We start from the raw sequence: 13,937 nt of genomic DNA, 5'->3' as shown, positions 1-13,937 counted from the left end.
GGCAAAGTTGCTGCGCGTCAGTTCAGCCGGAATTGCAACAACAATGGGTCGCGATGCACGTGCCCATGATTGCCTCATGCCGCGCACGCTCATCTTCTCCGGCAGTGCCAGGAGCTGCACACAGGTCGGCAATATAGACCGGCTTGAAGGAAAAGTCAACCCGGCCGGGGCCAACTCCTGGCAAAGCATTGCCCGCAAGTCTGCCGTCGACTTCACCACCTTTTATCCATGAGGCTTGCTGAGTGTGGCATCCCTGCGGCAGACCGTGTATTCACGACATCAGCATCATTTTTATTTGGGAGAAACTTTGTTGTCAATCACGCGAGGTGCCCCACAGCACACAAGAGCTATTTCCACTATCAGGACTTTCCCAGTGCTTGGGCAGAAGCCACGCGCTGAAATCTCCGACACTCTTCAAACGATTGATCTGCAAATTGCAGTGACACGCCCGTCGCACTGATGATGAGTCGCAACGATTTAAACTGCAACCTGCTCGAGCAACTGGCGGACACTTGCAGGGTGCACACTTGTGGTCGAACTGGAAAAAAAAGTTGAAATTTTTAAAAAAATGTCTTGACAATACGTTCACCGGTGATTATAATATCAGTGAACACCAAGGCACTTGTGTGAGCCATTTTGCGAGAATGACAGGTGCACCATTTAAAGCAGGGCTCCACAGTGGGAGATAAGGTGGCTGGAACTGGAGATCGGCAAACAGCGCTCGCGGCGAGGGGTATGCCACATGCCTGAGCGCCTGACATGCCGGAGATCTCACCAAAAACCTGGAGCATGTGTCATGAAAAAACTCACGGAGAAGCAGAAGCTCATTCTCGAGCTGATCGCGCGCGACGTGAAGAAACGCGGATTTCCGCCCACCATGCAAGAGCTAGCGGATGAGTTGGGCATTCGCTCGAAGAATGCAATCTTCAAACATCTGGCGGCCTTGGAGGCGAAAGGCTATATTGCCAAGCACGGCGGCGGTGCCGCGCGCAGCATCACAGTGCTGCACCCGATGGGCTTGCCCAACCAGACTCACGCGGACAACGTTCCGGTGCTCGGCCGCATCGCGGCAGGCATGCCCATTCTCGCGCAGGAAAACGTCGAGCGCTACGTGCCGGTGCCGGATTACCTGACCAGCGACGGCTCGGAATATTTCGCGCTGCGCGTTCAGGGTGACAGCATGATCGACGCTGGCATTTATGAGGGCGATCTCGTGATCGTGCGCTCGACCAATCAGGCGCGCAATGGTGATATTGTGGTGGCACTCACCGGCGAAGAAGCCACGGTCAAGCGTTTTGTCAGCAATGGCAATGAAGTGTTTCTCAAACCCGAAAACAACGCCTATGCCCCGATCCCGCTGAACCAGGCATGGTCGATTCAAGGCAAAGTGGTGGCTTTGATTCGCGAAAATGTGCACTAGTGTGCAGTTATCCCGGGGCATTTGCCTGGTGCCGCGCCATGTCATTCCGGCGAATTTTGTAAAAAACGCGGTGCCGGGCCGTGATTTGGACGAAATCCTGTGAGGGTTTGAACAGCTCGCCGAGGCTTTCCGGGAGTCTTTCTGGGTGACACTCGAGGGCACCAATCGCAAGCAAGGCGACAAAAACTCATGTGCTATTGCTTTGCAGGTATATCCGCCCCCACTGTCATTCCCAAAGCTCTTGTGAAAATCCCGGCAGGTTGCCTGATCTTCCATGAGATTCGCGTACATGACCTCTTGAGAGCCGCTCCCCCAAATCAGGGTAACGCTCTATTAATGCGAATCAATGGTTTAATCCTGGCGCAAGTGATGACAACTTTGCCTGCGCAATTTTTCATGCAACACCCGCTGGGCAAATGAGCGCCACGGTCAAAGTAATGACTCAGTCACGCGTGGGGACGTAGCGCAGACCTCATCTTGTCCTCAGACAGTGAGGCCTACGCTACTCCACACGCTACCAAGGGATCAACAGTCCGATCTGCGTTCCCCATGGCTTGGGTCACTTCGGTGCCAATTCAGATGGAAACTGGCCTCCAAGCTGATCGCGACCCGGCTGTGGGCAAACACCGGCACTCCGGGAACACGCTGATCAACAAGCACCACGAACAAGCCTGCCCTCAAGCCAGACGGCACACCGACCTTCGGCCTGCGTTCGCGGTCGCTCGCTGCCCAACCGCGCGAGGTTGTTTGGCGTGGCGCCTGAGTGTTTTTTCGGCTCATGCAACCTGCGCACTTCGTTTGCAAAGCAGCAGGTTCCTCCCTGCCCATTCATGCAGTGCCGGCAAGCATCCAGAGAATCCCGCCCGGCGCCGGCTGTTGGACGGCAGGTGACAGCACGCCCAAAACCAGTGCTGCGCCCTCAACACGGGTGTGGTTGTTTTTACGCAACCGTTCATCTGATGAGGTCAGCAGCGGTTTGGCCTTTGCATGAGACTTTACGAGGGTCCAATCCGCAAACCACAGCCGAGCCGTGGCTGAATTGTCATGTTCTCATCGGCAAAAGACTGTCCAAAAACGTTTCAAACTTGGCTGAGCCGGTGTGCCCAAACTGGAACGTCAAATTGATGAGGGCAGGCATACAGCGAATGATGAATAATCACAACGCATGATTGATCGCAAAAGCATGAAGAACACAAAGAGATCCTTCGCGCGCTTTGCGGCTTCACGGTTAAAAGATTTGGTTGCGGCGATGACCGCGCTATGACATAGACATAGTCAAGCTGATAGGAAATTTGAAATACTCCCCCACCTTCCTCCCTCCCCCAGTCCGGCAGCATCGCGACCTGGCATGGCAGCAATCCGCCACGAGCCTAGGAATGGCGTTCCCTACTCGGGTTGCGGCGCGTTGTCAGGCAACCACGGCCCTCGCATGCTGCCGGACAAGTTTTAGTCCGGAAGCAGCGCCCGGAGAGGATCATTCTTATCCCAGCACGCGAGAACGTGCTGTGTGCGCCTCCTGTCTTACCTTCCATACCAGAAAAGAATCACCGTTCGCCTTCAGGTTTTCTGCCTGCCGACCGCGGCGCAAATGACGCTCATTCATGTGTTGTGATTGTCATCTGAAATGCTTGCGCCGGACGGCCTGGGTAAAAGCCTGCTTGCATCTCTAGGCGATTTCTGCTATATTCGCAGCGGTTCAAAATTTATCATCATCAAGGAAACAAGACTCATGCGTGAAGATTTGCACACCAGACTCAAGGAAATGTCCCAGCGGGTTGTTTACCTGCGGGACAGTCTTTGAAATTCCCAAAAAAGAGAAAGAGATTGAGGAGCTCGAAAAGAAGAGCAGCGCGCCGGATTTTTGGAACGACAACGAGCGCGCACAGGCGGTAATGCGCGAGCTTGCGGCACGGCGGGAGTGGGTCAGCGCCTGGCAGGAAGTCGAGCGCAAACGTCAGGACGCCGCCGTCATGCTGGAATTGGCCGAGGAGGCGCGCGACGAAAGCGTTTTCCTGGAGGCCGAGAAGGAGCTGGACGCTTTCGAGAAGGCAGTGGCGGCGCTGGAGTTTCGCAACATGCTCTCGGGGGAACACGACGCCAACAACGCCATCCTGACGCTGCACCCGGGCGCCGGCGGCACCGAGAGCCAGGACTGGACGCAGATGCTCTACCGCATGTATCTGCGCTGGATCGAACGCAAAGGCTTCAAGTACGAAGTCATCGACCTGCAGGCGGGAGAGGAAGCCGGCCTGAAAGATGCCACCATCGAGGTGACCGGGCCATATGCCTATGGCTATCTCAAGGCGGAGGCCGGGGTGCATCGCCTGGTGCGCATCTCGCCGTTCGACGCCAACAAACGCCGGCACACTTCCTTTGCCTCGGTGTTCGTGCTGCCGGTGGTGGAAAACAACGTTGACATCAAAATCGAGGAGAAAGACCTGCGCATCGACACCTATCGTGCCAGCGGCGCGGGCGGCCAGCATGTCAACAAAACCTCGTCGGCGGTGCGCATCACCCACGTGCCCACCGGCATCGTGGTGCAGTGCCAAAATGAACGCAGCCAGATTCGCAACCGTGACATGGCGATGAAGCTGCTCATGGCGAAGCTCTATCAGCTCAAGCTGGAGCAGGAGAAATCCAAATTCAGCGAGCTGGAAAAAAACAAGAAGGACATTGCCTGGGGCAGCCAGATTCGCTCCTACGTCTTTCATCCCTACAACCTGGTCAAGGATCATCGCACGGGCGTGAGCACCGGCAATGTCCAGGCGGTGATGGACGGGGATCTGGACGAGTTCATCAAGGCCTATCTGATGGGCATGCGCGCCAACAAGAAGGGCGGCGCCGAGTTGCTGGAAGAGCTGGAAATCGAAGATTAGTTGTCCCAGTGGAGACCATCGCGGAGTATCCTTCTGCAGCAACCACCGCGGCTGATGATATTTTCTCACCAGCGAAAGTCTCATGATGGGTAAGCTGCCTACCTGGCCTGCCGGCCGTGCCGCGGTCGACTTTCCCCCACGTGAACCCTTTGCCCGCCAACGGCCAACCGTTGCGGATATCGACCTGCAGGCGGTGGCAGCCAACATGCGCCGCATCTGCAGCCGCGTGCATCCGGCGGCGGTTATGGCCGTGGTCAAAGCCGACGGTTATGGCCACGGCAGCCTGCCGGTGGCACACGCTGCATTGCGTGCCGGCGCCTGTCAGCTTGGTGTGGCCCTGCCCGAGGAGGGCATCGTGCTGCGCCAGCATGGCATCCGCGTGCCGGTACTGGTGTTTGGCGGCCTGTTCGAGCAGCAGATCGAGGTTTTTCTGCATCACGATCTGATGATGACGGTTTATGACTTCGATCTCGCGCAAATCATCTCCCGGCGCGCCCAAGCGCTCGGCACGGTCGCGACCGTGCAGGTCAAAATCGACACCGGCATGGGGCGGGTGGGCGTGCTGGACGACCCGGTGGAATTTGTGCTCCGCCTTGCGGGCCTGCCGGGAGTGGCGCTGGCCGGCCTCTACACGCATCTCGCCACCAGCGATGAGGCCGATAAAACGTATGCGCGGCAGCAGCTCGCCGCCTTTCGCGCCACGGTCACGCGTCTGCGGGAGCGCGGCATTTCACCGCAATGGATCCACGCGGCCAACAGCGGCGCGATTCTCGACCTGCCGGAAGCCTATTTCAACATGGTGCGTGCCGGCGTGATCATGTACGGTTACTATCCCAGCCGGGAAACTTCCGAAGCGATCGCGTTGCAGCCGGCCATGCGCCTGCGTTCACAAGTGCTTCAGGTCAAACACGTGCCGGCGCACTTCCCGGTGAGCTATGGCCGAACCTTTCAAACCCGCCGGCCGTCTTTTCTGGCGACGATTCCCATCGGCTATGCCGACGGTTTCAACCGCCGTTTCTCCAATAATATGGAGGTGCTGGTGGCAGGCCGGCGCTGCCCGGTGGTCGGGCGGGTGTGCATGGATCAAATCATCGTCGACTTGGGCGAAGCGGCGGATATCCGCCGCGGCGAAGAAGTCGTCCTCCTGGGCCCGCAGGGCGGGGATGAAATCACGATCTACGAATGGTGCGAACGCTTGGGCACGATTCCCTACGAAGTCACCTGCAACATCTCCAAACGCGTACCCCGTCGCTATACCGGTCTCGCGGAGGCGCTGGACACGCCCACGTGAATTTTATTGACCAAGGATCAAACCGAGCTGGCAAACGGTTGGGGGGGGGAAACCGCAAAAAGCCACCACGGGAAAAAATCAACACGGACTTTATGAACGACATTCAAGACCACAGTCATCAGGAGCGGGAGCGGCAAAGCGCTGAAGACCTCAGCACGGTTTTGCGGGCACGCCGTGAAAAATTCGAACAAATCAAGGCACTGGGCATCGATCCCTTTCCGCACGAATTCCAACGCAGTCATCTCACCGCGGAGATCAAAAACAACTTCGAGGCCCTGTTCGAAAAAGAGGTGACGATTGGCGGCCGCATCATGGCGCTGCGGCCGATGGGCAAGGCCACCTTCGGCCACCTGGAGGATGCCAGTGGCCGGCTGCAGTTCTATCTCAAACAAGACTTGATCGGAGCGGAGAACTACCGCCTGGTGCCCCTGCTGGATTTGGGCGACATCATCGGCGTGGCCGGCAAGGTGGTGAAGACACGCACCGGTGAAATCACCGTGCAGGCGGACCGCTTCAAACTGCTGGCGAAATCCCTGCGGCCCCTGCCGATTGCCAAAGAAAAGGTGACGGGCGGCGAACGCATGGTCTTCGATGCCCTGGCCGACAAGGAGTTTCGTTACCGCCAGCGCTACGCCGACCTGGCGGTCAACCCGCAGGTGCGGGAGGTGTTCATCAAGCGCAGCCGCATCATTGCCAGCATGCGGGAATATCTTACCGGCCGGGGTTATCTCGAGGTGGAAACCCCCATCTTGCAGCCGCTTTACGGCGGTGCTTCGGCGCGCCCCTTTATTACGCACCACAACGCGCTGGACATGACCCTGTATCTGCGCATCGCCAACGAGCTCTATTTGAAACGTCTGATCGTGGGCGGCTTCGAAGGCGTCTTCGAATTCGCCAAGGATTTCCGCAACGAGGGCATGGACCGCTTCCACAATCCCGAATTCACCATGATGGAACTCTACATCGCCTACCAGGATTACCATTTCATGGCGAATTTGGTCGAGGAAATGTTCTGCAAAATCGCACGGGATCTGACCGGCGGCTGCCGCATCACCTATCAAGGCCAGGACATTGATCTCACCCCGCCCTGGCCACGGATTCCGATGCTCGATGCCATCGCAAAGGAGACCGGTTATGCGCTGTTCGGCAAAAGCCTGGACGAGCTGCGCACCATTGCGCACAAGCTGGGCGTTGCCGTCGATGCCAGCATGGGGGAAGGCAAGATCATCGATGCCATTTTCGGCGAGAAGGTCGAGCCCAAGCTGATCCAGCCGGTGTTCATTACCGATTATCCGCTTGCCCTCTCGCCGCTGGCCAAGCGCCATCGCAGCAAGCCCGGCCTGGTGGAGCGCTTCGAGCCGTTTCTGGCCGGCAAGGAGGTCGGCAACGCCTTCACGGAATTGAACGACCCTATCGATCAGCGCGAGCGTTTCCTGGAGCAGAAGCGCCTGCTGGAGGCCGGTGACGAGGAGGCACAACAACTCGATGAGGATTTCCTGCGCGCGCTGGAGTACGGCATGCCGCCCACCACCGGCCTGGGCGTCGGCATCGACCGGCTGGTCATGATCTTCACCGACCAGCCTTCGATCCGGGACGTGCTGCTGTTTCCGCAGATGCGCCCGGAGAGGTAGATTCCGCCGGGCGCCGGCCGGTCGAACCCCGGGCAAGAAAGCATCAGACGAGTTTTTCCACTGCAGGATCATTGCAAACCAGCCAGCATGTTTTACGAACTGTTCATCGCACGGCGCTATCTGCGCTCGAAACGCCAGGTCAAATTCATCTCGTTGATCACCTACATCTCGATTGCCGGCGTGGCCATCGGCACCGCCGCGCTGGTGATCGTGCTTTCGGTGATGAACGGTTTCGAAAGCGAGGTGCGCTCGCGCATCATTGGCTTCGACGCTCATATCAAAGTCAAGACTTTCCATGACCAGGGTTTGAGCGATTACCGCGCCGTCGAGGAAAAAATCAAGGATCTGCCGCATATCGTCGCGGCCTCGCCCTATGTCTTCAACAAGGCCCTGATTTTGGCGCAGGGCCAGGATCGCAAGGAAGGCATCATCATCAAGGGTATCGACCCCAAACGCGAATCGCTGGTGACCGACCTGGTCAAGAATGTCAACTACGGCACACTCGACCTCGGCCTGATTGACAAGGAGGGCGAGCGGCCGCTGCCCGGCATTCTTCTGGGTTATTCGCTGGCGGACCGGCTGGAGGTCGGTCCGGGCGACAAAGTAACCCTGCTTTCTGCCGCGGGTTTGAATGTGAGCGGCTTCGGCGCCATGCCCCGCGCCCTGCAGTTTCGCGTCGCCGGCTACTTCGAAACCGGAATCTTCGAATATGATTCCAATTGCGCCTTCATCGGCATTCCCGAGGCGCAAAAGCTGTTCGAACTGGGCAACAAGGTGACCGGCCTGCAACTGAAGCTGGAGGACATGGACCTGGCCGACGAGGTCGCCGGCTTGATCGAAAGCCGCTTGAAATACCCCTACAACACTGAGACCTGGTTCGAGGTCAACAAAAACCTGTTCTCCTGGATGCAATTCGAGAAATGGATTGCATTCATCATTCTGTCGCTGATCATCATCGTGGCGGCCTTCAACATCGTCAGCAGCCTGATCATGGTGGTGCTGGAAAAAACCAGGGAAATCGGCATTCTCAAGAGCATGGGCGCCACCAATCAAAGTGTGATGCGCATCTTCATGCTGCAGGGGCTGGTGGCCGGCGTGATCGGCACCGCCACCGGCTTGACGCTCGGCTATCTGCTGTGCTGGAGCCAGCTCAAATGGAAATTCTTCTCGCTGCCCGCGGATGTCTACATCATCAATGCGCTGCCGATTTTGATGCGCCCGCTTGATTTTGCCGCGGTGGGGCTGGCCGCCATTGTGCTGTCCTTCACGGCGACCATCTACCCTGCGTTGCGTGCCGCCACTCTCGATCCAGTGCAGGCCATACGCTATGAATGAAAGTGAGCCGGAGATCATGGCCGCAAGGGAACCCATCATCATCACCCGCCGGCTGTGCAAATCCTACCCCACTGCCACCGGGCAACTGGATGTGCTCAAAGGGTTGGATTTGACCGTGTACGCGGGCGAGATCGTTGCCGTGGTCGGCGCTTCGGGTGTGGGCAAGAGCACGCTGCTGCATCTGCTGGGCGCCCTGGATCGCCCCACCAGCGGCGAAGTCATCATCGGTGACACCCCGCTGTCCCGGCTCAATGAGCGCCAGCTTGCTTATTTCCGCAACCAGTTCATTGGCTTCGTCTTCCAGTTCCATCATCTGCTGCCGGAATTCACTGCGCTGGAAAATGTGCTGTTGCCGGCCATGATCGCCGGCCGCAATGGTCGTGCTTCCCGGGAGCGCGCCATCCAACTGTTGCAGGATGTGGGGGTGGCGGCACGCATGGGGCACCGGCCCGGGCAACTCTCCGGCGGCGAACAACAGCGGGTGGCGGTTGCCCGCGCGCTCATGAACGAGCCCCGACTCGTTCTGGCCGATGAACCCTCCGGCAATCTTGATCGTTTGTCAAGTGAGAGCCTGCATCAACTGCTGTGGGATTTGAGCCGGCGGGACCGGCGCACGTTCATCATCGTGACGCACAATCTTTCCCTCGCCGCGCGCGCCGATCGCGTGGTGGAATTGTTCGACGGCCAAATTCGCAGCATTCATGTCAACCGGCACGAGCTTGGCACAGCGCGGAGATGAAACAACCTGTCACCGGCAAGGCGGAGCCGCACGCCCGGCCGGGGTGGCCGCTTTCTGCAACCGGCCATTTCACTGCGGTGGGCGGAGGAAGGGCCGGGCTTCTTCCGGGTGCGGCAGGTTTGCAGGCGGCATCATACAATAACAATGAAGCGAGTTTTTATTTCACAAAGATGGCAGCCCCACGCAACCCGTTGCTCTTGGGGGCGATCCCGGCTTCGTGGGAGGCGTATTTTTTGTTGGTCGGTTTGAGATATTCGCTGCGCTGGCTGTTGCGGATCAGGGGAAAACGGCGGCGGATCTCTGCGACGCAACGATGCAGCGAGGAAGGCAGAACAGATGACCTGTCAATCCTGTCACAACGCCAAAGCCACGGTGCGTTTGCGGCAAATCGTGAATGGCAAACAGAGCGAGATTTATCTCTGCCAGGCCTGTGCGCAGCAACAGGGCCTGCCCGACGCCGCGGTCAATTTGCCGGACTTTTTCGGCAAAGTGGTGAACAGCATTCTGGGGCAGGCACCGGCGAAGGGCAGCCACCGCAAGTCGCGCGGGAAAAACACCCTGCATGGGCGCTGCCTGCAGTGCGGTCTGACCCGGGCGGAATTTGATGCCGGCGGGCTGCTCGGCTGTGCAGCCTGCTACACCGCATTTGAGCCGTTGCTCAAAGTGCTGCTGCGCAATATTCACGGCCGCAACCGTCACACCGGGCGGCGGCCACGGCCGCACAAACCGCCCGCCGGCAAAAATGTGGCCGCCCTGCGCCAGGAACTGGAACGCGCTATTGGCGAGCAAAAATTCGAACGCGCCGCCGAGTTGCGCGATGCGATTCGAGCGGCACAACAAGCCGGCCGCCCCTCACCGCCGGCCACGTCATGAAGCACGAGAGCAACAAACCGCAGGAGACGTGGGAAACGGCGGCCGCCAGCTCCCGGCGCTATTGCAACGAACTGGCCAAAACCATCCCTTCCTGGTTGCAGCGCAGCGGCCCGTACGGCAACATCGTGCTGGCCACGCGCATTCGTCTGGCACGCAATCTCGCCGCCCATCCCTTTCCCAACAAGGCGGATCGCAACAGCCAAGCCCAAGTCATTGCCAAAGTCTGGGAGGCCCTTGCCAGCCTGCCGCTCGTCACGCCCATCCGCTGTCTCGAACTTTCGCGGCTGTCGCGCCTGGATCGCGAGATGCTGGTGGAACGCCGGCTCGCCAGCCCGGCATTCATCATGCGCACCGGGCCGCGGCTGCTCGCGCTCACGGCCGACGAATCGCTCAGCCTGATGATCAATGAAGAGGATCATTTGCGGCTGCAAACCCTGCAGCCCGGGCTGGCGATTGTCGACGCGTGGCAGGCCATCAGTGCGTTCGACGACCTGCTCAGCGAGCGTCTCGACTATGCCTTCAGCGAACGCTTCGGCTATCTCACCGCCTGCCCCACCAACACCGGCACCGGCATCCGCGTGTCGGTGCTGATGCATCTGCCGGCGCTGGCGCTGGTGGGCGGCATCGAGTCGGCCAAGCGGCGGCTGGCACAACACGGCATGACGATGCGCGGCTTCTACGGCGAAGGCACCGCCGCAAGCGGCAACATGTTTCAAATTTCCAATCAACTCACGCTGGGCAAGAGCGAGATGGAAGTGATGACGGAGGTGACGGAGATGGTGCAGGACTTGTACCAGCTCGAAGAGTACACCCGCGGCGAGCTCATGATGCCGCCCAATGACTTTCTGTTCGACCGCATTGGGCGCGCCTACGGCACGCTGCGCTACGCCCGCATGCTCAATTCCCAGGAGTGTCTCGACCTGCTCTCGATGCTGCGGCTGGGGCATGACTGCGGGCAGCCGGAGATGAAGAACTGGCCGCTCGCTCTGCTTAATGAATTGACCCTGATGCTGCAGCCCGGGCATTTGCGCAAGACCCACAGCGGCACGGCGCGCGCCTTCGCACGCGATGTCCTGCGCGCCACGCTGCTGCGTGTCAAGCTGGGATTACACTCCTGAAACCGCGGGGAAAACCCTCTTTACTTTTGCAAAATTCCTTTGTAGATTGCGCCGCGAAAAAATCGGGCACCGCTTCAGCCTACTCTTGTGGGAGTCGATTACATGAAAAATAATTTCTCGAGCCGAGTGCAGATGGTCATCCAGTTTTCACGCGAGGAAGCGCTGCGCTTGGGGCACGATTATATTGGCACCGAACACCTGCTCCTGGGGTTGATCCGCGAAGGGGAAGGAATTGCGGTGGAGATTCTGCGGAACCTGGGAACCGATCTCGATGAAATCAAACGCGCCGTCGAAGACGCCGTCAAATCAACCGGCGAAACCATGACCATCGGCAACATTCCGTTCACGAAACGGGCGGAAAAGATCCTGAAGATGGCCTATGTCGAAGCGGAAAAATACAAGTCGGACATCATCGGCACCGAACACCTGCTGCTGGCGCTGGTGAAGGAGAAGGACGGGGTTGCCGCCCAGGTGCTGCTGAACTTCGACATCACTTACGAGGCCGTGCGCGAAGAGCTCGACAACATCCTGCGCGGCACGCCTTCCAGCAAGGAGGCCAACCCGCAGCGCTCCAAAACCCCCGCGCTCGATCACTTCGGCCGCGACCTCACCGAGCTGGCACGCAAGAACGAGCTCGATCCGATCATTGGCCGCGAACGCGAAATCGAACGGGTGGCGCAGATCCTCAGCCGCCGCAAGAAGAACAACCCCGTGCTGATTGGCGAACCGGGCGTGGGCAAAACCGCCATCGCCGAGGGCCTGGCCCTGCGCATCGTCGAGCGCAAGGTGCCGCGCATCCTGCACAACAAGCGCGTGGTCACGCTCGACCTGGGCGCCATCGTGGCGGGCACCAAGTACCGCGGCCAGTTCGAAGAGCGCATGAAAGCGATCATGAACGAACTTTACCGCGCCAAGGACGTGATCCTGTTCATCGACGAATTGCACACCATTGTCGGCGCCGGCGGCGCGAGCGGCTCGCTGGACGCCTCCAACATGTTCAAACCGGCGCTGGCGCGCGGCGAGTTGCAGTGCATCGGTGCCACCACCCTGGATGAATACCGGCAATACATCGAGAAAGACGGCGCCCTCGAACGCCGTTTCCAGAAAATCATGGTCGATCCGCCCACCCCCGAGGAGACCATCCAGATTCTCGAGGGGTTGAAAGACCGCTACGAGCAGCACCACAAAGTCGTCTACACGCCCGAAGCGATCGCCGCGGCGGTGAAGCTCTCCGAGCGCTACATCACCGACCGCTTCCTGCCCGATAAGGCCATCGACGTGCTCGATGAAACCGGCGCGCGCGTGCATCTCGCCAATATCGTCGTGCCCAAGGAAATCACCAAACTGGAGGACGAGATCAAGAAAGTCCGCCAGGAGAAAGACCGTGTGATCAAAAACCAGGAGTTCGAGCGGGCGGCGGAGTTGCGCGATCAGGAAAAACGCCTCAACCGCAAGCTGGATGCCGCCAAGCGGCGCTGGAAGGAGACCGAGGAGGAAGTCATTGCCACCGTCACCGAGGATGACATTGCCGACGTGGTGGCGATGATGACCGGCATTCCGGTTCGCAAAGTCGCCCAGTCCGAAAACGAAAAAATCCTCGGCATGGAGGAGGAACTCAAGAAGCGCATCGTCGGGCAGGACGAGGTGATTCACCTGCTTTGCAAGGCGATCCGGCGCACGCGTGCCGGCCTGAAGGACCCCACCCGGCCGATCGGTTCCTTCATCTTCCTGGGCCCGACCGGTGTCGGCAAGACGCAACTCGCCAAAGAACTGGCCAAATACCTCTTCGAGAAGGAGGACGCCCTGATCCGGCTGGACATGTCGGAGTTCATGGAGAAGTTTGCGGTCTCGCGCCTGACCGGCGCCCCGCCCGGATACGTCGGCCACGAGGAGGGCGGCCAGTTGACCGAAAAAGTCCGGCGCCATCCCTACTCGGTGGTGCTTTTCGATGAAATCGAGAAGGCGCATCCCGATGTCTTCAACATTCTCCTGCAAATCCTCGACGACGGCCACCTGACCGACGGCCTCGGCCGCAAGGTCGATTTCAAGAACACCATCCTGATCATGACCTCGAACGTTGGCGCGCGCGAAATCAAGAAGGCCGGCGGTTTCGGCTTCTCCACGGAGGAGAGCGAAATCGATTACGCCAAAATGCAAAGCAAGATCATGGAGGAGGTCAAGCGGCTGTTCAACCCCGAGTTCATCAACCGCGTCGATGAGATCGTGGTGTTCCGCAGCCTGACGCGCGAACACATGAATCAGATCATCGACATCGTGGTGGGTGAGATGTTGAAGAAAGTCTCCGACCGCCAGATCGTGATCAATCTGACCGAGAGCGCCAAGGATTTCATCGCGGAAAAGGGCTTCGATCCGGTGTACGGCGCGCGGCCCTTGAAACGGGTGATTCAAAAGAACATCGAGGATCCCATCGCCGAGCACATTCTGCGCGGGCAATTCACCGACGGCAGCCAGATCCGCGTCGACAAAAGCGGCGAGGGGTTGGAATTCGTGGAAGTCGGACGCAAGATAGTGGAGAAGACGGAATACAAACCCAAGCCCCCGGCCGACGACGAGAAGCCCGAATCGGAGGCGGTGGAGAATTGACCCGGTTTTTCTAAAAAGGTTTCAGCCCGATCTGCGGCGGCAACTCGAGA

10 protein-coding genes are annotated in these 13,937 nt (G+C 59.0%); all 10 read left to right on the top strand.

The window, feature by feature from the left end; all coding sequences use genetic code 11:
- Positions 1-76 precede the first annotated feature (76 nt).
- A complete protein-coding gene (locus tag ONB52_05385; GenBank protein ID MDZ7415581.1) occupies positions 77-232 on the top strand; it encodes a hypothetical protein in 156 nt (51 codons plus the stop codon).
- Between the two features lie 564 nt (positions 233-796).
- Positions 797-1,420 (top strand): transcriptional repressor LexA, encoded by a 624-nt coding sequence (gene lexA, locus ONB52_05380; GenBank protein ID MDZ7415580.1) that lies wholly within the window; start codon positions 797-799, stop codon positions 1,418-1,420.
- A gap of 1,729 nt (positions 1,421-3,149) precedes the next feature.
- Positions 3,150-4,296, top strand: a protein-coding gene (gene prfB / locus ONB52_05375) for a peptide chain release factor 2 (protein ID MDZ7415579.1) whose coding sequence is annotated in 2 segments (ribosomal slippage) — positions 3,150-3,218 and positions 3,220-4,296 — 1,146 coding nt in all. Because the reading frame shifts where the segments join, the coding sequence is not laid out codon by codon here.
- 82 nt (positions 4,297-4,378) lie between these two features.
- Entirely contained in the window at positions 4,379-5,587 is a 1,209-nt protein-coding gene (gene alr / locus ONB52_05370) for an alanine racemase (GenBank protein ID MDZ7415578.1), read from the top strand.
- A gap of 92 nt (positions 5,588-5,679) precedes the next feature.
- Entirely contained in the window at positions 5,680-7,218 is a 1,539-nt protein-coding gene (gene lysS, locus ONB52_05365) for a lysine--tRNA ligase (GenBank protein ID MDZ7415577.1), read from the top strand.
- Between the two features lie 87 nt (positions 7,219-7,305).
- Positions 7,306-8,553: a lipoprotein-releasing ABC transporter permease subunit gene (locus ONB52_05360; protein MDZ7415576.1), complete on the top strand. Its 1,248-nt coding sequence runs from the start codon at positions 7,306-7,308 to the stop codon at positions 8,551-8,553.
- A complete protein-coding gene (locus ONB52_05355) occupies positions 8,546-9,292 on the top strand; it encodes an ABC transporter ATP-binding protein (protein ID MDZ7415575.1) in 747 nt (248 codons plus the stop codon). Before ONB52_05360 ends, ONB52_05355 begins: the two co-directional genes overlap by 8 nt.
- 336 nt (positions 9,293-9,628) lie before the next feature.
- Positions 9,629-10,165, top strand: a complete 537-nt coding sequence (locus ONB52_05350; protein MDZ7415574.1) for a UvrB/UvrC motif-containing protein — start codon at positions 9,629-9,631, stop codon at positions 10,163-10,165.
- Positions 10,162-11,283 carry an ATP--guanido phosphotransferase gene (locus tag ONB52_05345; protein MDZ7415573.1) on the top strand — a complete coding sequence of 374 codons (1,122 nt, stop codon included), beginning with the start codon at positions 10,162-10,164 and terminating at the stop codon, positions 11,281-11,283. The genes ONB52_05350 and ONB52_05345 overlap by 4 nt, the downstream gene beginning before the upstream one ends.
- Before the next feature lie 102 nt (positions 11,284-11,385).
- On the top strand, positions 11,386-13,887 hold the full coding sequence (locus tag ONB52_05340) for an ATP-dependent Clp protease ATP-binding subunit (GenBank protein MDZ7415572.1): 2,502 nt from the start codon (positions 11,386-11,388) through the stop codon (positions 13,885-13,887).
- The last annotated feature ends 50 nt before the right edge of the window (positions 13,888-13,937 follow it).

It is taken from the genome of candidate division KSB1 bacterium, assembly GCA_034506255.1.
Lineage (GTDB): Bacteria > Zhuqueibacterota > Zhuqueibacteria > Zhuqueibacterales > Zhuqueibacteraceae > Coneutiohabitans > Coneutiohabitans thermophilus.
Note: the sequence above shows the minus strand (reverse complement) of the source record. Positions and strands in the feature narration are given on the sequence as shown.